Source organism: Shinella sp. CPCC 101442, assembly GCF_024704725.1.
Lineage (GTDB): Bacteria > Pseudomonadota > Alphaproteobacteria > Rhizobiales > Rhizobiaceae > Shinella.
The window spans coordinates 13655-33470 of sequence record NZ_JALIQS010000012.1 but is presented as its reverse complement, the minus strand read 5'-3'; the positions used below and the strand labels follow the sequence as shown (position 1 = coordinate 33470).

At 63.8% G+C, this 19816-nt stretch carries 22 protein-coding genes and 1 pseudogene; 12 read left to right on the top strand and 11 right to left on the bottom strand.

Features of this window, described 5'->3' with window-relative positions; translation table 11 throughout:
• Positions 1-19 precede the first annotated feature (19 nt).
• The gene (locus MUO32_RS26920) at positions 20-967 is read right to left on the bottom strand and encodes a site-specific tyrosine recombinase XerD (RefSeq protein ID WP_257951449.1); all 948 of its coding nucleotides are present in this window, start codon (positions 965-967) and stop codon (positions 20-22) included.
• Positions 964-1113 (bottom strand): hypothetical protein, encoded by a 150-nt coding sequence (locus MUO32_RS26915; RefSeq protein ID WP_257951448.1) that lies wholly within the window; start codon positions 1111-1113, stop codon positions 964-966. Before MUO32_RS26915 ends, MUO32_RS26920 begins: the two co-directional genes overlap by 4 nt.
• Positions 1114-1243: 130 nt before the next feature.
• Between MUO32_RS26915 and MUO32_RS26910 the strand changes: the two genes are divergently transcribed.
• The 3 genes and pseudogenes from MUO32_RS26910 to MUO32_RS26900 form a co-directional block, all read left to right on the top strand.
• The gene (locus tag MUO32_RS26910; RefSeq protein ID WP_257951447.1) at positions 1244-1834 is read left to right on the top strand and encodes a shikimate kinase; all 591 of its coding nucleotides are present in this window, start codon (positions 1244-1246) and stop codon (positions 1832-1834) included.
• Between the two features lie 10 nt (positions 1835-1844).
• Positions 1845-2972, top strand: coding sequence for a 3-dehydroquinate synthase (gene aroB / locus MUO32_RS26905; protein ID WP_257951446.1), 1128 nt, complete (start codon positions 1845-1847; stop codon positions 2970-2972).
• Positions 2973-3154: 182 nt separating this feature from the next.
• Positions 3155-3877 (top strand): annotated as a pseudogene (locus MUO32_RS26900) (transporter associated domain-containing protein); the annotation flags it as partial.
• Here MUO32_RS26900 and MUO32_RS26895 read toward each other — a convergent pair.
• On the bottom strand, positions 3878-4159 hold the full coding sequence (locus MUO32_RS26895; protein WP_257951445.1) for a BolA family transcriptional regulator: 282 nt from the start codon (positions 4157-4159) through the stop codon (positions 3878-3880).
• A gap of 114 nt (positions 4160-4273) precedes the next feature.
• Between MUO32_RS26895 and MUO32_RS26890 the strand changes: the two genes are divergently transcribed.
• The 4 genes from MUO32_RS26890 to MUO32_RS26875 all read left to right on the top strand — a co-directional run bounded on the left by MUO32_RS26890 (position 4274) and on the right by MUO32_RS26875 (position 8970).
• Positions 4274-4906 (top strand): DnaJ domain-containing protein, encoded by a 633-nt coding sequence (locus MUO32_RS26890; RefSeq protein WP_257951444.1) that lies wholly within the window; start codon positions 4274-4276, stop codon positions 4904-4906.
• Between the two features lie 118 nt (positions 4907-5024).
• Positions 5025-6023 carry a cobaltochelatase subunit CobS gene (cobS, locus tag MUO32_RS26885; protein WP_257951443.1) on the top strand — a complete coding sequence of 333 codons (999 nt, stop codon included), beginning with the start codon at positions 5025-5027 and terminating at the stop codon, positions 6021-6023.
• Positions 6024-6038: 15 nt separating this feature from the next.
• The gene (gene cobT / locus MUO32_RS26880; protein WP_257951442.1) at positions 6039-7937 is read left to right on the top strand and encodes a cobaltochelatase subunit CobT; all 1899 of its coding nucleotides are present in this window, start codon (positions 6039-6041) and stop codon (positions 7935-7937) included.
• Between the two features lie 31 nt (positions 7938-7968).
• Complete coding sequence (locus MUO32_RS26875; protein WP_257951441.1) at positions 7969-8970, top strand: esterase-like activity of phytase family protein; 1002 nt, start codon at positions 7969-7971, stop codon at positions 8968-8970.
• 51 nt (positions 8971-9021) lie between these two features.
• On the opposite strand, the gene MUO32_RS26870 is transcribed toward MUO32_RS26875, so the two are convergent.
• Positions 9022-9660: a VUT family protein gene (locus tag MUO32_RS26870; protein ID WP_257951440.1), complete on the bottom strand. Its 639-nt coding sequence runs from the start codon at positions 9658-9660 to the stop codon at positions 9022-9024.
• Positions 9661-9810: 150 nt separating this feature from the next.
• Positions 9811-10107, bottom strand: a complete 297-nt coding sequence (gene rpmB, locus MUO32_RS26865; RefSeq protein ID WP_257951439.1) for a 50S ribosomal protein L28 — start codon at positions 10105-10107, stop codon at positions 9811-9813.
• A 257-nt stretch (positions 10108-10364) separates the two neighbouring features.
• On the opposite strand from rpmB, the gene MUO32_RS26860 reads away from it, so the two are divergent.
• Together MUO32_RS26860 and MUO32_RS26855 are read left to right on the top strand one after the other, a co-directional pair.
• Positions 10365-11141, top strand: coding sequence for a DUF3108 domain-containing protein (locus MUO32_RS26860; RefSeq protein WP_374708729.1), 777 nt, complete (start codon positions 10365-10367; stop codon positions 11139-11141).
• 40 nt (positions 11142-11181) lie between these two features.
• Positions 11182-12060 carry a DMT family transporter gene (locus tag MUO32_RS26855; RefSeq protein ID WP_257951437.1) on the top strand — a complete coding sequence of 293 codons (879 nt, stop codon included), beginning with the start codon at positions 11182-11184 and terminating at the stop codon, positions 12058-12060.
• Positions 12061-12063: 3 nt separating this feature from the next.
• Here MUO32_RS26855 and gloB read toward each other — a convergent pair whose 3' ends face one another.
• A complete protein-coding gene (gene gloB, locus MUO32_RS26850; protein ID WP_257951506.1) occupies positions 12064-12834 on the bottom strand; it encodes a hydroxyacylglutathione hydrolase in 771 nt (256 codons plus the stop codon).
• A 90-nt stretch (positions 12835-12924) separates the two neighbouring features.
• Here gloB and MUO32_RS26845 point away from each other — a divergent pair, with 90 nt between their 5' ends.
• Together MUO32_RS26845 and MUO32_RS26840 are read left to right on the top strand one after the other, a co-directional pair.
• Positions 12925-13674: a class I SAM-dependent methyltransferase gene (locus MUO32_RS26845; protein ID WP_257951436.1), complete on the top strand. Its 750-nt coding sequence runs from the start codon at positions 12925-12927 to the stop codon at positions 13672-13674.
• A 64-nt stretch (positions 13675-13738) separates the two neighbouring features.
• Entirely contained in the window at positions 13739-14668 is a 930-nt protein-coding gene (locus MUO32_RS26840) for a prephenate/arogenate dehydrogenase family protein (RefSeq protein ID WP_257951435.1), read from the top strand.
• Between the two features lie 2 nt (positions 14669-14670).
• Here the strand turns inward: MUO32_RS26840 and MUO32_RS26835 are convergent, their stop codons facing one another.
• Entirely contained in the window at positions 14671-15678 is a 1008-nt protein-coding gene (locus tag MUO32_RS26835; protein WP_257951434.1) for a DUF2125 domain-containing protein, read from the bottom strand.
• A gap of 139 nt (positions 15679-15817) precedes the next feature.
• On the opposite strand from MUO32_RS26835, the gene MUO32_RS26830 reads away from it, so the two are divergent.
• Entirely contained in the window at positions 15818-16369 is a 552-nt protein-coding gene (locus tag MUO32_RS26830) for a gamma-glutamylcyclotransferase (protein WP_257951505.1), read from the top strand.
• On the opposite strand, the gene MUO32_RS26825 is transcribed toward MUO32_RS26830, so the two are convergent.
• The 4 genes from MUO32_RS26825 to ftsE all read right to left on the bottom strand — a co-directional run bounded on the left by MUO32_RS26825 (position 16370) and on the right by ftsE (position 19667).
• Positions 16370-17158, bottom strand: a complete 789-nt coding sequence (locus tag MUO32_RS26825; RefSeq protein WP_257951433.1) for a 1-acyl-sn-glycerol-3-phosphate acyltransferase — start codon at positions 17156-17158, stop codon at positions 16370-16372.
• 75 nt (positions 17159-17233) lie between these two features.
• Positions 17234-17938: a YdcF family protein gene (locus MUO32_RS26820; RefSeq protein WP_257951432.1), complete on the bottom strand. Its 705-nt coding sequence runs from the start codon at positions 17936-17938 to the stop codon at positions 17234-17236.
• 69 nt (positions 17939-18007) lie between these two features.
• Positions 18008-19015, bottom strand: coding sequence for an ABC transporter permease (locus MUO32_RS26815; RefSeq protein ID WP_257951431.1), 1008 nt, complete (start codon positions 19013-19015; stop codon positions 18008-18010).
• Positions 19008-19667 carry a cell division ATP-binding protein FtsE gene (gene ftsE, locus MUO32_RS26810; RefSeq protein WP_257951430.1) on the bottom strand — a complete coding sequence of 220 codons (660 nt, stop codon included), beginning with the start codon at positions 19665-19667 and terminating at the stop codon, positions 19008-19010. The genes MUO32_RS26815 and ftsE overlap by 8 nt, the downstream gene beginning before the upstream one ends.
• Positions 19668-19816: the final 149 nt, after the last annotated feature.

Here is a 19816-nt window from a genome sequence, read left to right as displayed (position 1 = left end):
CAGTCGCGGGCGAAGGGTCCTAATCCGGTTTTTTTGCCTGTTTGGCAAGAGGGTGATGGGTTTGAACGAGCGTGTGGAGCCGTTCTTCCAGCACATGTGTATAGATTTGTGTCGTCGAAATGTCTGAATGCCCCAGCAGTTCCTGCACGGCGCGCAGGTCCGCGCCGTTCTGGAGCAGATGACTGGCAAAAGCATGGCGAAGGACATGCGGCGACAGCGTCGCGGCCCGAATTCCCGCCCGGCCCGCCAGTGCCTTCAGGTCGCGGGCAAACACCTGCCGCGCCAGGAACCCTTCCTTGCTCTGCGCCGGAAAAAGGAAGGCGCCCGCCGCCGGATCGTCGCCGATCTCGGCCGCCAGCACCTCGCCATAGGCCTCCATGGCGGAGACGGCCGCACGAGAGAGCGGCACAAGCCGTTCCTTGTTGCCCTTGCCCTTCACGACAAGGAAACGCCCGGTCTGCGCCAGCGCGCTGGCCGGCAACGATACGAGCTCGCTGACGCGCATGCCCGTCGCATAAAGCAACTCGACGAGCAGATGCATGCGCCGCTTCATCAGAAGATTGCCGCCCGGCTCCGCGGCCTCCATCTCCGCCCGCAGGATGAGGCGCGTCACATCGTCGACGCTCAAGGTCTTCGGCAGCGAGCGGCCCTTTTTCGGCGCATCGAGAATGCCGGTCGGATCGTCGCCGCGCAGGCCCTCGCCATAGAGGAACTTGAAGAACTGCCGGAGCGCCGACAGCCGGCGCGCCTGGGAGGAGGCGGCAAAGCCCTGTTTGGCGAGATGACCGAGATACGCGCGCAGGTCGTCCGGCATCGCCTCGGTAAGGCGCACATTGCGTTCGTTGAGAAAGGACTTGGCGTCCTCCAGGTCACGCTCGTAGGATTGCAGCGTGTTCGTCGCCGCACCCCGCTCGGCGCTCATCATCTCGAGGAAGGACTCCACCTGGAGCGCGGACGGGTCCCTCATGGCTGCGGGTTCACCCGCTCGGAAGGAATGCGGATCGTCACCTCCCGCTCCGTCGGCTCGACAAAGGTCACCAGCGCCACCATCACGCCATAGACCGTTCCCACGATCACGGCACAGAAGAACAGGAAGCGAAACAGGCTGGGCATGGCACTCTCCGGGGCGAACGCCCACTATATCGCCCTGCGATCGGCCGAGCGCAAGGTTTGGAATGCTGGGCAGACTTGACGCTTCCGGTGGTTTTGTCGATACGGAAGGAACGAAACCCCGGAAACACCAATGACCGAGCCGACCGACCAGGCCCCTGTTTTGCTTGCCCCCACGCTCGCCAATGAGGCCCGTGCCGCGCTCGGCAAGCGCAACCTCGTCCTGATCGGCCTGATGGGCGCGGGGAAATCGGCAATCGGCCGCATGACCGCCCAGACGCTCGGCATTCCCTTCGTCGATTCCGACCACGAGATCGAGCGCGTCTCGCGCATGTCGATCACGGATCTTTTCGCCGCTTATGGCGAAGCCGAATTCCGGGCGCTGGAAACCCGCGTCATCAAGCGTCTGCTGCGCTCGGGCCCGCGCGTCGTCTCCACCGGCGGCGGCGCCTATATCAACGAGAACACGCGTAAGCACATCAGGCGCGGCGGGCTCACCGTCTGGCTGAAGGCCGATCTCGACGTGCTGTGGGAACGCGTCAACAAGCGCGATACTCGTCCGCTGCTGAAAACCGAAAACCCGCGCCAGACACTCGAAAACCTGATGAACGCTCGCTACCCGATCTACGCGCAAGCCGATCTCACCGTGATGTCGCGTGACGTGAAGAAGGAAACCATGGTGGAGGAGGTGCTGACCGCCATCACCGCCACCCGCAAACCGTGACGAGATGACCATGACCGCTTCTGCCACCGCCCGCCGCACCGTGCGGGTCGACCTCGGCGACCGCTCCTACGATATCCTGATCGGCCCCGGCCTCATCGCCGACGCCGGCCGCGAGATCGCAGGCCGTCTCAAGGGCCGCAAGATCGCCGTCATCACCGACGAGAACGTCGCGCCGATCTATCTCGACGGCTTCATGGCCGCGCTGAGGGCCGAGAGCATCGACGCCGTCTCGCTCGTGCTGCCGGCCGGCGAGAAAACCAAGAGCTTCGAACACCTGATCAGCGTCTGCGACAGCGTGCTGGCCGCCCGTATCGAGCGCAACGACGCGGTCGTAGCGCTCGGCGGCGGCGTCATCGGCGACCTCACAGGCTTTGCCGCCGGCATCGCACGCCGCGGCTCGCGTTTCATCCAGGTGCCGACCTCGCTTCTGGCACAGGTCGATTCCTCCGTCGGCGGCAAGACGGGCATCAATTCGCCGCACGGCAAGAACCTCATCGGCGTCTTCCACCAGCCGGACCTCGTGCTTGCCGACACCGACGTGCTCGATACGCTCTCGCCGCGCGAGTTTCGCGCGGGCTATGCCGAAGTCGCCAAATACGGCCTGATCGACAAGCCGGACTTTTTCGCCTGGCTCGAAAACAACTGGCGCGCGGTCTTTGCCGGCGGCGAGGCCCGCATCGAGGCCATCGCCACGAGCTGCCAGGCCAAGGCCGACGTCGTTGCCGCGGACGAGCGTGAGAACGGCCAGCGCGCCCTCCTCAATCTCGGCCACACCTTCGGCCATGCCCTGGAGGCCGCCACCCAGTACGACAGCGCGCGCCTCGTGCATGGCGAGGGCGTTTCGATCGGCATGGTGCTCGCCCACCAGTTTTCCGCCCGCATGAACCTGTGCAGCCCCGACGACGGCAAGCGCGTCGAGACGCATCTTCGCGACGTCGGCCTGCCGACGTCGATGGGCCAGATCCCGGGCGGCCTGCCGCCGGCCGAAAAGCTGATGGACGCCATCGCGCAAGACAAGAAGGTCAAAGGTGGAAAACTCACCTTCATCCTGACGCGCGGCGTCGGCCAGTCCTTCGTCGCCGATGACGTGCCGCAATCCGAAGTCGTCGCATTCCTCACGGAAAAGCTGCCGAAATGACCAGCGACACGCCCGTGGCACTCGCTCCCTTTCCCTGGCTGCTGATATCGGTCGTTCTCGGCCTGATCCCGCTAGCGATCCTGCTCCTGCGCTTTCGGGCACCGCTCGCCACGCTGTGGCGCACGCATCAGGAAGCGCGCGAGGCGGAGGGGGAGCGCCGGCAGGCCGAGAGCACCTCGGCGAAACCCGACCGCGAAAAACTGCTCGGCATGCTCGACCTCGACGCGCTGGAAGTCTCCGACATCATGATCCACCGCACGACCATGCGGGTGCTCAATGCCGGAGACCCACCGGAGGAAATCGTCAAGGCGGTACTGGAAAGTCCCTATACGCGCATGCCGCTCTGGGCCGGCTCCGTCGACAATATCGTCGGTGTCGTGCACGCCAAGGATCTTTTGCGCGCGCTCGCGGAACCGGGTGTCGAGCCGAAGAACCTCGATATCACCAAGGTCGCGCAAAAACCCTGGTTCGTGCCGGATACGACGACGCTGAAGGAGCAGCTCGCCGCCTTCCTGCGTCGCCAGGAGCATTTTGCCACCGTGGTGGACGAATATGGCGAGGTGCAGGGTGTCGTGACGCTCCAGGACATATTGAAAGAAATCGTCGGCGACACCTCGGACGAAGCGGCCATCGACCTGCAGGGTGTGCGCCGCGAGGCGGACGGTTCGCTCGTTGTCGACGGCGGCGTGACGATCCGCGATCTCAACCGCGCCTTCAGCTGGGCCCTGCCGGACGGGGAAGCGACGACCATCGCCGGCCTGGTCATCCACGAAGCGAAATCGATCCCCGAGGAGCGGCAGGCCTTCACCTTCTATGGCAAGCGCTTCATCGTCATGACACGCGTGAAGAACCGCATCACCAAGCTGCGCATCCGTCCGGTCGAACCTGTTCAGTTCAACAGCTAACTACCAGCGGGTCGGCTCTCCGGGCGCCGCCACTTCGACGGCGAGTGCATGCAGCCCGGCATCGAATTCCGCCTTCACGAGATCGTTGATCGCCCGATGGCGCGCCACGCGGCCCATACCGGCAAAGGTCGCGGCGACGATGCGCACACGCATATGCGTCTCGCCCTCCCCATCGAACTCCGGCTTGTGGCCTGCATGCAGATGGCTCTCGTTGATGACCTCGAGCCGCTCGGGCGAAAAGGCCGCTTCGAGTTTCTCGGCTATGCTGGATTTCATGGACATGAACGAACTTTCGGCGGCCGGGAAATCACGCGCCGCAACGCAACAAAATAGTTTCACAAAGCCAGCAACAATCCGCTTTGTCAATTCTTGTTGCGACCCCTGCGCACCCCCATAATGTGGCCCATGAAACTCGATTCTAAATACTTCGACCGCATCCGCACGAAGCGGCGCGTGGAGCGTCCCGAACGCTCTGCGCCGACCTGTCAGTGGGATGGCTGCGAGGAAAGTGCAAAGCACCGCGCACCCGTCGGCCGCAACGCCGAGGGGCAGTATTTCATGTTCTGCTTCGAGCACGTCAAGGAGTACAACAAGGGCTACAACTACTTTTCCGGCCTCTCCGACGGCGAGATCGCCCGCTATCAGAAGGAGGCGATCACCGGCCATCGCCCGACCTGGACGATCGGCGTCAACAAGGCCTCGAAGAACGGCCCGGCGCAGGGTTCGGCACGCTCCGGCACCGCCGGGGCAAATCAGCGCATCCGCGATCCCTTCGGCCTGTTCAACGAGAGCAAGGGGCGCCGGCCGCAGATGGAGCCGCGCGCCAGGAAACTGAAGACGCTGGAGGCGAAAGCCTTCGATACGCTCGGCCTTTCGGCCAATGCGACGACCGACGACATCAAGACCGCTTACAAAACACTTGTCAAAAAGCATCACCCGGATGCAAATGGCGGAGATAGAGGCTCGGAGGAGCGTTTTCGCGCGGTCATCCAAGCATATCAATTGTTAAAGCAGGCCGGCTTCTGCTAGAGCATTCGGCGGCCGGGCGGAATCGCCCGGTATCGTCCTTCTGCGGTCAAGCAAAAGGCATTGTCGGCGAGCACTAAGGTATTGGGGTGGAGGAGAACCCGCCGCCCGCGGAGACGTGATGAGCAAGATGGATCTCGATATTTCCAACCTCCCCGATACGACTGTATCTGTCCGGGAGGTTTTCGGCATTGATACGGACATCAGGGTCCCGGCCTATTCCAAGGCGGACGCCTATGTGCCGGACCTCGACCCGGACTACCTGTTCGACCGGGAAACCACCCTGGCCATTCTCGCCGGTTTTGCCCATAACCGCCGCGTCATGGTCTCCGGCTATCACGGCACCGGCAAGTCGACCCATATCGAACAGGTCGCCGCCCGCCTCAACTGGCCCTGCGTACGCGTCAACCTCGACAGCCATGTCAGCCGTATCGACCTCGTCGGCAAGGACGCCATCGTCGTCAAGGACGGCCTGCAGGTCACCGAATTCAAAGACGGCATCCTGCCCTGGGCCTACCAGCACAATGTCGCGCTCGTCTTCGACGAATACGACGCCGGCCGCCCGGACGTGATGTTCGTCATCCAGCGCGTGCTGGAATCCGCCGGCCGCCTGACGCTGCTCGACCAGAGCCGCGTCATCCGCCCGCACCCCGCCTTCCGCCTGTTCGCCACCGCCAACACGGTCGGGCTTGGCGACACGACGGGCCTCTATCACGGCACGCAGCAGATCAACCAGGCGCAGATGGACCGCTGGTCGATCGTCACGACGCTGAACTATCTGCCGCACGACCACGAAGTCAGCATCGTCGCCGCGAAGGTCAAGCGCCTGTCCGGCGGCAAGGACGGCCGCGACACGATCTCGCGCATGGTTCGCGTTGCCGATCTAACCCGCGCCGCCTTCATCAACGGCGACCTGTCGACGGTCATGAGCCCGCGCACGGTCATCACCTGGGCGGAAAATACCGAGATCTTCGGCGATATCGCCTTCGCCTTCCGCGTCACCTTCCTCAACAAGTGCGACGAACTGGAGCGCACGCTGGTCGCCGAACTCTACCAGCGCGCCTTCGGCGTCGAGCTTAAGGAAAGTGCCGCCAATATCGTCCTGGAGGCGACGGCCTGAGGCCCGGTAAAGCGCATGGCAGCTCGCGGTGACAATTCGAAGCCGAGACCGGGCGGCGTGGTCGACATGGAGCCATTCCGCCGCGCCGTGAGCGGCTGCGTGCGCGCCGTCGCCGGCGATGCGGAGGTGGAGGTTTCCTTCGCCAACGAGCGACCCGGCATGACCGGCGAGCGCATCCGCCTGCCGGAACTCTCCAAACGCCCCTCCCCGACCGAAGTCGCGATCACCCGCGGCCTCGGCGATTCGATGGCATTGCGCAAGGCTTGCCACGATGCCCGCATCCACGCGACCATGTCGCCGCAGGGTGCGGATGCCCGTGCGATCTTCGACGCCGTCGAACAGGCGCGCGTGGAAGCCATTGGCTCCAACCGCATGCAGGGCATGGCGCAGAACCTCAACGTCATGTTGACGGAGAAATATGCCAAGGCCAATTTCGGCGCGATCACCCGTCAGGCGGATGCGCCTCTGGAAGAGGCCGTCGCGCTGATCGTGCGTGAAAAGCTGACGGGCCAGGTCCCGCCCGCCTCAGCCGGCCAGGTTCTCGATCTCTGGCGCGATTTCATCACGGAAAAAGCCGGCAAGGACATGGAAGGCCTGTTTGCCTCCATCAACGACCAGCAGGCCTTTTCGCGCGTCGTGCGCAACATGCTCGCCTCGATGAACGTCGCCGAACAGTATGGCGAGGATGAAAACGAGCCGGACGATTCCGAGACCCCCGAGGACGAAAACCAGCCGCGTAGCGACGAGCAGGAAGACAATAACAGCCAGGAAGAGGCCGGCGACGACAGCGCACCCGCCGACGAGAACGAAACGTCCGACGAGCAGATGGAAGAAGGCGAGATGGACGGCGCGGAGATTTCCGACGACGACCTCGTCGACGACGACGGCGACGAGACGGAAAAGCCCGGCGAGGTCCGCCGCCCGAACCAGCCCTTCTCCGATTTCAACGAGAAGGTCGATTACGGCGTCTTCACGCAGGAATTCGACGAGACGATCACGGCGGAAGAGCTTTGCGACGAGGCGGAACTCGACCGTCTGCGCGCCTTCCTCGACAAGCAGCTCGCCCATCTGCAAGGCGCCGTCGGCCGCCTGGCAAACCGCCTGCAGCGCCGCCTGATGGCGCAGCAGAACCGCGCCTGGGAGTTCGACCTCGAAGAGGGCTATCTCGACAGCGCGCGCCTGCAGCGCATCATCATCGATCCAATGCAGCCGCTCTCGTTCAAGCGCGAGAAGGACACGACGTTCCGCGATACGGTCGTGACGCTGCTGATCGACAATTCCGGCTCCATGCGCGGACGACCGATCACCGTTGCCGCCACCTGCGCCGATATTCTCGCGCGCACGCTGGAACGCTGCGGCGTGAAGGTCGAAATCCTCGGCTTCACCACCAAGGCTTGGAAGGGCGGCCAGTCGCGCGAAAAATGGCTGGGCAGCGGCAAGCCGCAGTCCCCCGGCCGTCTCAACGACCTGCGCCACATCATCTACAAGAGCGCTGATGCGCCGTGGCGCCGCGCGCGCCGCAATCTCGGCCTGATGATGCGTGAAGGCCTGCTCAAGGAAAACATCGACGGCGAGGCGCTGATCTGGGCGCATGACCGTCTTTTGGCCCGCCCCGAGCAGCGCCGCATCCTGATGATGATCTCGGACGGTGCGCCGGTCGACGATTCGACACTCTCGGTGAATCCCGGCAACTATCTGGAACGGCACCTGCGCGCCGTGATCGAGCAGATCGAGACGCGTTCGCCGGTCGAGCTTCTCGCCATCGGCATCGGCCATGACGTGACACGCTACTATCGCCGCGCCGTCACCATCGTCGATGCGGATGAACTGGCTGGCGCCATGACCGAGCAGCTTGCCTCGCTCTTTGCCGACGAAAGCACCAGCCGCCCCGCCGGCCGGCGCCGTGCGGGCTGAACGCGTGCCACGGCACCAAGGCGGAGGCCTCTTGCGAGGCCTCTCCTTTCTCGCTCTCACCGCTGCGCTTTCCCTGCCGCTGCCCTATATCGCCGCGGCGGAGGCCATCGACCTTCCTGTCGTCAATCGCGCCTTCTCGCAATTCGCCGTCGGCTCGGACAAGCGCGTCTTCGGCAAGCTCGAATTCCTCGGCGGCATCAGCTATTCCTCAAGCAACCCGCTGCTCGGCGCCCTGTCGGCCATCCGTTTTCGCGAAGACCACCAGACGTTCGTCGCCGTGCTCGATACCGGCCACTGGCTGACCGGCCGCATCGAACGGGACGATGAAGGCCGGCTGAGCGGGCTGGCGGATCTGAAGGTCCGCTCGATGTTCAACAGCGCGGGGCAGGACGAGAACGTCAAGTACCAGATGGATGCCGAAGGGCTCGCCATCGGCAGGGGCGAAGTCTTCGTCAGCTACGAGGTCTTCCACCGCATCGACGCCTACCCGGATCCCGGCTTCATGGAAGCCCGCCCCACCCGCTCGCTTCCGCTGCCATTCCCGCGCAAGGAGATGCGCAACAATCAGGGCATGGAAACGCTTGCCCTGTCGCCGGAGACGGGGCCGCTCGGCGCAACGCTGGTGGCCGTCACCGAACGCAGCCTCGACGCCGACGGCAATGTGCTTGCCGCTGTTCTCGACGGTCCGCTGGCCGGCCCCTTTGCCGTTGTTCGCAATGACCCGTGGGACATCACGGACGGCGCCTTTTTGCCCAATGGCGACCTGCTGCTGCTGGAGCGCCGTTTCCGCCTGTCCGACGGTGTCGGCATGCGCATCCGCCGCATCGACGGTACGAAAATCAGCCCCGGCGCCGTCGTCGATGGCGAGGTGTTGATCGATGTCGATCTCAGTCACCAGATCGACAATATGGAAGGCCTCGACGTGGTGGCGATGGCGGAGGACGACATCCGTATCCTCGTCGTCTCCGACGACAACCATTCCATTCTCCAGCGCAACCTGATGCTGGAATTCCGCCTGCCGCAGGCAAAATAAAAGCCGCCGGCGCGAGGCAGGCGGCTTCAGACTTCCGTCGTCTCAGACCTCTCAGGCCAGTTTTTCAACGTCCGGCATCGGCTTCAGCTTGCTCATGAGCGCGCCGTAGGGCAGCAGCATGACGAAACCGACCAGCACCTTCACGCTGAAATCGCCGAGCGCCCAGGAGATCCAGCGCGGGGCTTCCGCCGTCAGCACACCCAGAACAGGCGCCCATTCGATGGCGAAGGCGTCGTTCGGACCGAAGACCGAAAAGACCGGCGCGAAAGCGAAGGAGAAGAAGATTACCGTGTCCAGCACCGATCCGAACAGCGAGGCAAACAGCGGCGCGCGCCACCAGGTCTGTCGGCGCAGCTGGTTGAACACCGAGATATCGAGCAGCTGGCCAAGCAGGAACGCCGAGCCGGAAGCTATGGCGATGCGCGGCGATGCGACGGCAAACGAGAAAACCACGGCAACCAGGAAACCGGCGGCCACGACACGGCGCGCGATGCGCGGGCCGAACTGGCGGTTGGTGAGGTCGGTGATGAGGAAGGCGACCGGATAGGTGAAGGCACCATAGGTCAGGAGGTCGCCGAGATTGATACCCAGGAGCTCACCCGAAAGCGGGTACTGCACGAGCACGTTGGAGGCGACGACAACGGCCGTCATCAGGAGGACGTAAAGAAGGGTAATGCGGTTCGCTAGCATTTTTTTATCCTGGGTGATGCCACCAGTTGGAGTGCTATGGGCAATGTCAGAGCGACTTGCGCCCGGCATTGCGTGATCTATACGCAAAGCATTGAGGCCTGCCCGGAACCCGGTCAAGCCTCAATGAAAACGATCTGGCTGCGCCTGAAATCAGGCAGCGACAGCAGCAGCGGTCTTCTTGGCGATCTGGCGGCGCAGCAGACGAGCGCGCATCGACAGTTCGTTTTCTTCAGCCTTCAGCAGGAAGGCATCGAGACCACCGCGGTGCTCGACGGAACGCAGAGCAGCAGCGGAAACGCGAAGACGGAAACGCTGGCCGAGGGCATCGGAAATCAGCGTGACACTGCACAGGTTCGGCAGGAACCGGCGCTTCGTCTTGTTGTTTGCGTGGCTCACATTGTTGCCCGACTGGACGCCCTTGCCGGTCAATTCGCAACTACGGGACATGGTACACCTATTTTTTCTTGGTTCTGGACAATACGTTTCCGGCACCGAAACCGGCCGCAGTCCATCTGGCCTTTTTGAGAAGTCGCGGTTCTATAGTCACAGTCGCCAGCGACGTCAAGCCAAACCTGCCGTTCAGCCTGAATTCAGTTGCCAAAAGCCATGATTTGCAGGCAATAGCAACGAGATCGTGATTGGGCCGCGGCGTAGAATCGCCGCATTGGCCGATTAGGCGGAGCGTCTCAATGGGAGTCGTCGGGATGAGCGGGAAGAGTTGGATTGCTGGCGCGGCCCTGTCGCTTCTCTGCGGGGTGAGTGCCACGCCCGTGTCCTCGGCCGAAATCGAGCACCGGACCGATTACAGCATCCGTCTCTCCGGCCTGCCGGTCGCGACCGCCACCTTCCGTTCGCAGTTCAATGGCGACCGCTACAAGATTTCCGGCAGCATGCAGTCGGCAGGCCTTGCCGATATCTTTTCGAGCACCCACGGATCGACGTCGGTTTCCGGCGTCGTCAGCCATGGTCGGCTGCACGCCACCAGCTACAGCGTCGACTACCGGAGCGGCAAGCGCAGCCGCGCCATCGATGTCACGTTCCGCAACGGCAATGTCATCACCGCCAGCATGACGCCGCCGCGCAAGAAACCGAAGAACTGGGTGTCCGTATCCAAGGCTGACATGCGCGCGGTGCTCGACCCGATTTCCGGCCTTATCATTCCCGCCAGCGGCCGCGTCTGCCCCAAGACGCTGCCGATCTTCGACGGCGAATCCCGCATGGACCTGAAGCTGAGTTCCAAGGGCACCCGGCCCTATTCCACCAAGGGCTTCGAAGGCGACGCCATCGTCTGCGGCATCCGCTTCGTCCCCAAATCCGGCTTCAGGAAAGGCCGCCATGACGTGGAATATCTGCGCAAGCTGAGCACGATGGAAATCTGGTTTGCCAAGGCCGAAGCGGCGAATGTATATGCTCCTGTTTATGTGAAGATTCCGACCTCGCTCGGCCCTGTCACCGTCTCGGCCACGCGCTTCGGCGAATGACATCAGCCCCTGCGGGTCGAGACCCGTGGAGTGACCGGCCTTGAAGACGCGTGCAACCCTGATCGGCTTTACGGCGATCCTCATGTGGGCGTTGCTCGCCCTCTTCACCGCCGCTTCGGGCAAGATGCCGCCCTTCCAGCTCTCGGCCGTCTGCTTCCTGATCGGCAGCCTGCCCGGCCTTGTCGTGCTGGCAATGCGGCCTGAGCGTATCGCGAAGCTCAGGCAGCCGGCGAAGGTCTGGCTCACCGGCATTCTCGGCCTGTTCGGCTACCATTTCCTCTACTTCACGGCCCTGCGCAACGCGCCAGCCGTCGAGGCGAGCCTGATCGCCTATCTGTGGCCGCTGCTCATCGTCACCGGCTCGGCCTTGCTGCCCGGCGAAACACTCAAATGGAACCACGTGTTCGGCACGCTGCTCGGTCTCGGCGGAACCGCGCTCATCGTCGGCCGCAACGGCTTCGATTTCGACAGCGCCTATCTCATCGGCTATGGCGCGGCCTTCCTCTGCGCCTTCACCTGGGCCGGTTACTCGCTCGCCACGCGCCGCTTCGAGGCCGTTTCGACCGATGTCGTGACCGGCTTCTGTCTCGCCACATCCATCCTCTCTCTCGTCTGCCACCTGATGCTGGAAACCACCGTCTGGCCGCAAACAAGTTTCGAATGGCTCGCCGTCGCCGGTCTCGGCCTCCTGCCTGTCGGAGCCGCCTTCTACGTCTGGGATTTCGGCGTAAAGAACGGCGACATCCAGATTCTGGGGGCCGCGAGCTATGCTGCCCCGCTGCTCTCGACGCTCGTCCTGATCCTCAGCGGCTTTGCCGAGCCGTCCTGGAGCATCGGCCTTGCCTGCCTGCTTGTCACGGGCGGTGCAATACTTGCCGCCAAGGACATGGTTCTTCGCAAGAGCCCCGCGGCGGCCTGAGCCTCAGAAGCGGTCTTTTCGCGCGCGAATCTCCGCAAAGACGTCGGCATCGCTTGCCGTCTCCATGCCGAGGTGGCGGCGGACAGCCGGATCGGCGGCGCGCAGAAAAGGGTTCGTCGCCTTTTCGAGGCCGATCGTCGTCGGCGCGGTGAAGGCGCCGGCGGCGCGAAGCTTCTCGATCCCGGCGACCCGGCTTGCGAGGAGCGTGTTTTCAGGATCGACGGTCAGGGCAAAACGGCCGTTGGACAGCGTATATTCGTGCCCGAAATAGACCGTCGTCTCGTCCGGCAGCACGGCGAGGCGGCTGAGCGCATCCCACATCTGCGCCGACGTGCCCTCGAAGAGGCGGCCGCAGCCGAGCGCGAAAAGCGTATCGGCGGCAAAGAGCAGCTTCTCCTCCGGCAGGTAAAAGCAGATATGGCCGAGCGTGTGACCCGGCGTCAGAATGACCTCGACCCGCCGGCCGGCAAAATCGAACGTGTCGCCGCCGTCCACCGTTCGGTCGATGCCGGGAATGCGAGGCGCCTCGCGCGCCGGACCGATGATCTCGACGCCAAAACGTGCCTTCAGCGCTAGATTGGCCTCGACATGATCATTGTGGTGATGGGTCGTGAGGATATGGCTGAGCGTCCAGCCGCGACGGGCGAGCGCATCGAGGATCGCCTGCTCTTCCGGCGCATCGATGCTCGCGGTCGCACCGGAAACCGGATCGTGCAGCAGAACGCCGAAATTGTCGCTGCGGCAGGCAAAGAGGTCGATTTCCAACGGGTTCATGGCAGGGTCCTTGGCACGGCGTTCGGTTTCGCGGGCGAATGTAAGGCAATCGGCCTTGAAGTCCACCGGCCGCCCACTAACATGGAGGCCATGCATGCAGACATCGTCGACCTCCGTGAATTCTACCATTCGCCGCTCGGGCGCCTCGCCGATCATTCGATCTCCATGGCGCTGGCGTCGCTCTGGGCGCGCCTGCCGGACGAGCGGCTGGTCGGGCTCGGCTATGCCGTGCCCTATCTCGAACGCTTCCGCGCCGATACGGAACGCACCTTCGCCTTCATGCCGGCCGGCCAGGGTGCGGTGAACTGGCCGCCGTCGGAACTGTCCTCGACGGCGCTGGTCTTCGACGAGGAACTGCCGCTGCCGGACGCTTCCGTCGATCGCGTGCTGATGGTGCATTCGCTGGAATTCGCCGAAAACCCGCGTGAGACGATGAAGGAGCTTTGGCGCGTGCTGGCGCCGGGCGGACGTCTCGTCATCGTCGTACCGAACCGGCGCGGCGTGTGGGCGCGCATGGAGCACACGCCATTCGGCTCCGGCCGGCCCTATTCGCGCGGCCAGCTGACCGCGCTGCTGCGCGAAACCAACTTCACCCCCGGGGCCAGCGCCGAGGCGCTGTTCTTCCCGCCTTCGAAACTGCGCAGCGTGCTGAAGCTGCGCGGTGTCTTCGAGAAGATGGGACGTATGCTCTGGCCGATGTTTTCAGGCGTCATCGTCGTGGAGGCGCAGAAACGGCTCTATCAGGGCCTGCCCGTCGCCGCCCGTGCCTCGCGCCGCGTCTTCGTGCCCGTGATGGCGCCGCAGGGTGTACCCACCACACGCGACCGTGCCGGACGCTGATCCCCTCGACAAAACCGGGCCTGCCCGCTAGAGCCAACAGGACCACGGCAAGGGAACGACGGGCATGACGGACGGACATTTCGACAAGATCACGCTGATCGGCATCGGCCTCATCGGCTCGTCCATTGCCCGCGCCGTCAAGGCGAAGGGTCTTGCCAAGACCGTTACGATCTCCAGCCGCAGCCAGGAGACGCTGGATCGCGCCCGGGAATTGGAACTCGGTACCGACTACGTGCACGATGCCGGCGAGGCCGTCGAGGGCGCGGACCTCGTCATCGTCTCGGTGCCCGTCGGTGCTTCGGGCAAGGTGGCGGAGGAAATCGCCCCGCATCTGAAACCCGGCGCCATCGTCACCGATGTCGGCTCCACCAAGGCCTCGGTGGTTGCGCAGATGTTGCCGCACATCCCGAAGGGCGTGCATTTCATCCCCGGCCACCCGCTGGCGGGCACGGAACATTCCGGCCCCGACGCCGGTTTCGCTGAACTCTTTCAGGGCCGCTGGTGCATCCTCACCCCCGTACATGGCACCGACAAGGACGCCAAGCGCAAGCTCGCCGCCTTCTGGGAGGCGCTCGGGTCGAAGGTCGACGAGATGGATACCGAACATCACGACAAGGTGCTCGCCATCGTCTCCCACCTGCCGCATATCATCGCCTACAACATCGTCGGCACCGCCGACGATCTCGAGACCGTGACGGAATCGGAAGTCATCAAATATTCGGCATCCGGTTTTCGCGATTTCACGCGTCTTGCCGCCTCGGACCCGACCATGTGGCGCGACGTGTGCCTGCACAACAAAGACGCGATCCTCGAAATGCTCTCGCGCTTTTCCGAGGACCTCGCCTATCTGCAGCGCGCGATCCGCTGGGGCGACGGTGAAAAGCTCTTCGACCTCTTCACCCGCACCCGCGCCATCCGCCGCTCGATCATCGATGCCGGCCAGGATACGTCGGCGCCGAACTTCGGCCGTCCGGTCGCCGACAAAAAAGGCTGAGATCAGAAGGGTGGGATGAAGGCGATCGGGAAGAGCCCGAGATAGACCGTGCCGTCCTCGACCTTGAGCTTCACCACGGCCCGATCGTTGCCTTTCGACAGGCCCTCGATGGCTTGCGCAACCTGCGCCGCCGTATCCGCGATTTCCGGAAACGCTTCGGAAATCCGGTCGCGCCAGACCACGATGCCGGATATGTCGAGATCCAGCGAGCCGGAGAGATACCCGTCGTCACCGACCTTCAGCGGGCCGGACAGAGCCGCCACCTTGCCGTCACCCAGATCAAGCGAGAGCCGACGCAGTTCCACGCTCGCGCCGAGCGGCGCGTCGGCCGGTGGCCCCTCCGTCGAAATCCACTTGGCGGCATCGGAGATCGTCATGTCCACCGCCACATCGAGCGGCGGCAGGGCACGGTCGCCGAGATCGAGCGAAAGCGCGCTAAACGAGGCCGCAAGATCGAGCGCCGCGCCGGACTGGCGGATATGCTTTTCGCCATGGGTGGCGGCCACGCCGATCGAAATGCCTTCCGAGGGCACGTTGAGCCTGCCCTTCAGCCCGTCATAGGCAAGCGAGGCGCGGTCGAGCCCATTTGTCCAGGCCGTGGCGCTGGCACGCAGAAGATCCCAGTCCGCATCGAAGACCAGATCGGGCGTGATGCGCAGCTGCGCTGGGCCATCGAGTTCAAGCACCGCATGCCCTGGCCGATAGACCTGGGCGGCCGAACGCAGCGCGCCGAATGTCGCCGAAAGACCCGTCGGACGGTCGTCGAGCGCGACCGAATCGCAGAAGAGTCCGATGCGGAAAGGGAAGCCGCGCACGGAGAGATTGCTGCAGGAGGCAGAATGCATGCCCTGTTCGGAGGCGGCAAGCTCCCGGTCGACCGTTTCCTTCACCCGGCTTGCGACATAGAACCACCCGCCCGTATAGAGCGCGATGACGACTACCACGGCAACACCGAGCCGGATCAGTTTGCGCGTGACGCCGGAAGCGTCCGTGCGGCTTGACGATGCCATGTTGTTCTCCAATGGTGGCGGACGTGATTTGCCCGCAAGCGCGACAAAGCCGGCAATTGCGGCGGCTTTTAGAGCTGTTGCAGCAAAAGTGTGGAAGCGGTTTTGCACTCGCAACCGCGACAACGAAGAGATGATGACCGTGACGGTGGATATGAACGAATTCTGGGTGTTCGGCTATGGATCGCTGATGTGGAATCCGGGCTTCGAATTCGAGGAACGGCAGCCTGCCCACCTCTTCGGCTTCCGCCGGTCGCTTTGCGTACGCTCTTGGGTTCACCGCGGCACCGAGGAGAAGCCCGGCCTTGTGCTCGGCCTCGATCGCGGCGGCTCCTGCCGCGGCGTCGCCTTTCGTGTCGCACCCGAAAGCCGTGAGCCCGTTACCGACTATCTGCGCGAGCGCGAACTCGTGACCCATGTCTACAAGGAGCGTACTCTGTCGGCGACACTCGGCGACGGGCGGCGCATCACCACGCTCGCTTATATCTGCGATCGCGCGCACCACCAGTTTGCCGGCTCTCTCACGGTCGAGGAGGCGGCGGCGACCGTCAGCTCCGCCGTCGGCAAGTCCGGGCACAATATCGATTATGTGCGCAATACCCTGTCGCATCTGCGCGAAATGGGCATCCGCGACCATTGGCTGGAGGATGTCGGCCGGAAGGCGGACACGCTCCACGGCCGCACGCCGGCCTGATCAGGCGACGCGCCCCTTCAACTCCGCCACGCGCGCCGCCGCGATCGGCGGCAGGGGCAGCGACGGGTTCGCCTCGGCGGTCTCGACCAGCAGGCGGTCGCTTGCCGTTTCCATGACATCGATGAGATGGGCGAGGAAGGCATCGGGATCCATGCCGGGCTGGATCGCCGGCAGGATCTGCACCTTGAAATGCCCGGGATAGCGGATGAACTTACGGCGCGGCCAGAAAAGCCCCGGATGCATAACGACCGGCACGACCGGGACCTGCAGGTCCCGGTAGAGGCGGGCGATGCCGTATTTGTATTCCGGCGCTGCACCCGGCGGACGGCGCGTACCCTCGGGATAGATGATGAGCTGGCGGCCGGCATTCATTTCAGTCTTGGTGCGTTCCATCACGGCAGCCATCGCCTTGCCGCGGGCCGAGCGATCGACCGCCACCATGCGTTGCTTCTTCAGATACCAGCCGAACAAAGGGATCCATGTCAGTTCCCGCTTCAGGATATAGAGGGGATCCTCAAGCCAGGGCAGCGGTGCATAGGCGTCCCAGAAGGACTGATGCTTCGGCGCGAAGATGTAACCGCCCTTCGGAATATTCTCCAATCCTTCGACTTCGAAGGTCGTGCCGACGATCTTGGCGAAGAGCCAATGGTTGCTGCGCGCCCAGTTCTTGGCGATGGCGTAGGATTTCTTGCGCGGCAAAAGAAAATAAGGGGGCGTCATGACGATCATCTGCGCGATGAGATTCATGTAGAAGACGGTATTGAAGAGCACGGAGCGGAGAGCGATCATCGGGCAGCCTGTGTGCGAAACGGTCTTTTCGCCCTACACGATATTGGCGAGCGGGGGAACTCCTGTCCGCCGAACTCAATCGCCCGCCAGATCGCCCCGGAGGCCAGACCAGCTGCGGGCGCCCGCCATGGCGCGCACACGGGCCAGCGTGTATTTCAGATATTCCGACAGCATGACTTTCACAACGCCGGGCTGGCGCAGCCAATTGCCGTTCCGCAGATCCGTATTGATGACGGGATAGGCGATGAATTCCGTCTGGGGATCGCTGACCTCCAGCTCCAGAAGACTGCGCGGCATGTGGTAGTTGTTGGTGACGACCAGCACCCGGCGGAAGCGATGATCGTTGATCCAGCGCGCCGTCTCGTTGGCATTGCCGATGGTGTCCACGGCGTCATAGCCGATATCCACGCAGCATTCGAAAAGGATCGAGGAGCTTTGCGTGAGCTTGCGCAGCTGGTTGCCGCTCGTCGTGGGGTTCACGCCCGAGATCAACAGCCGCTCGCCAGCACCGCGCTTCAACAGCCCGATCGCATGGTCGATGCGCTGGTAACCGCCGGTCAGCACCACGATGGCGTCCGCCTTCGGATCGCGCGGCGCTTCGAGCGTTGCGACGGTCTCGGCAAAATGCAGGAAGCCGGCAAGGCCGGCGGCGGCGGCGAGGATGAGGACGGCGAGCAGAACGCGCACGGCGATACGGACGGGGCCCTTGCGCCGCCGCCCTTCCGTCTCCGGCCGGGTGCCGTCAGACAGCCCCGCTTTTGCCCGTTCAAACCCGCTCATGATTCCGTCCATAGAACCCGATTGCGGCAACGGCTAGCCCGTTTCGCGGCGATGGTTCGGCGACGACGATCATGTGTCGGGCAGCTGATCGGTGCGCGACGGATCGGAGCGGATCTGGTCGATTTCGTGGATCGTCCGCATCACGGTGAAGCGGGCCGTCAGCGTGGTCAAAAGCGCGATCACCGCAATGGTCGCGGCAATGCCGAGGTAACCGGTCAGCCCCATGGAGAAGGAGCCGAACAACGCCGTCGCCTGGTCGCTCTGCGGGGTCGCGATGGAGCGCCCCTGCCAGAAGCCGGCAACCGCAAAGAACAGAGCCGCGAGCGCTCCACCGGCGATGGAACCCTTGAGACTGATCTTCAGAAAATGCTTCTGGAACTCCGATGCGACGAAACCCGCCTCCGCGCCGACGAAATGCAGCACTTCGACGATATGGCGGTTGCCCGAAAGCGCGCCGCGCGTCGCGAAGACGACCGTCAGGACCATGGCCGAGAAGACGAGGACCAGAACACCCGTACCGATGAAGGCCGTGGTGCGCGCCATCGCCACGAGGCGGTCGACCCAGGTGCGGTGATCATCGAGGAAGGCCTGCGGGATCTTCGCCGACAGCGCCTTGCGCATGGCGGTGAAATCCGGCGGGCTTTGTTCGTCGATGGTAACGATGACAAGGCGCGGCACCGGCAGTTCGTCGAGGTTCAACCCTTCGCCGAGCCAGGGTTCGAGCAGGCGTGCGGTCGCCTCGCGATCGACGATCGTGCCGTCGCGTGTACCGGAAAATGTGAGCGCGAGATCGCGCGCATCCTTCAGCGCCTGCTCCATGTCGATGGCGTCGTCGGGCTTGATCTGGATGGTGATCTCGCGGGAAATCTGGCTCTGCCAGCTCGACGCCGTTGCCCGCACCATGTTGACCGCCCCGAAGGTGAGGCAGGCGAGGAAGGCCATGATGGCGATGACGGCCATCAGCGCATTGCCCGACACGTTGGACGGCGGCACGATGGGCGCCGTCGGGCGCACCTTCATTTCCGGGCGGCGGGCGCCTTGCGCTTCCTGAGCGGTCTCGCGGGGGGCCTCAGTCATAGATGTCGAGCCGTCCCTGCGAGAGGATCATGCGGCGCGCCTCGACCTGATCCATCAGCGACAGGTCGTGCGTGGCGATGACGACGGCCGTACCGAGACGGTTGAGCTCGAGAAAGAGGCTGAGCAGGCGTTGCGCCATCGGCGGATCGACATTGCCGGTCGGTTCGTCGGCGAGCAGCAGCTCCGGACGGTCGATAAGCGCGCGGGCGATTGCCGCACGCTGCTTTTCCCCACCCGACAGCACCGGCGGCAGAACGTTGATCCGCTCCCCCAGTCCGACCCATTTCAGAAGCTCCAGCACATCCGCCTTGTAGCTCGATTCGTCCTTGCCGCGCACGCGCAGCGGCAGAGCGACGTTCTCGTAGGTCGTCAGATGATCGAGCAGGCGAAAATCCTGGAAGACGATGCCGATGCGCCGGCGCAGCATGGGCAGCTCGTCGCGCGGGATGCTCGATACCTCCCGGTCGAAGCTTCTGATGATGCCGCGCGTCGGCTGTAGAGACAGGAAAAGCAGGCGCAGCAGCGTCGTCTTGCCTGCACCCGAGGGGCCTGTCAGGAACTGGAACGACCGGCGCGGAATATCGAAGGTCAGATCACGCAGGATCTCCGGCCCCATCCCGTAGCGCAGTCCGACATTCTCGAAGTGAATCAATGGCCAATCCGGTTCATGAGCAATTCCGGCAAAGTGCGAAACGGTTTGCGTTCGGAGTTGCATAATCAAAGAGATGCACGGTCACCCAGCCGTATCGTGGCCGACGTCGCACAGGAAAGCGGCTCTTTCACGGTCAGGTTTCCGAAGCA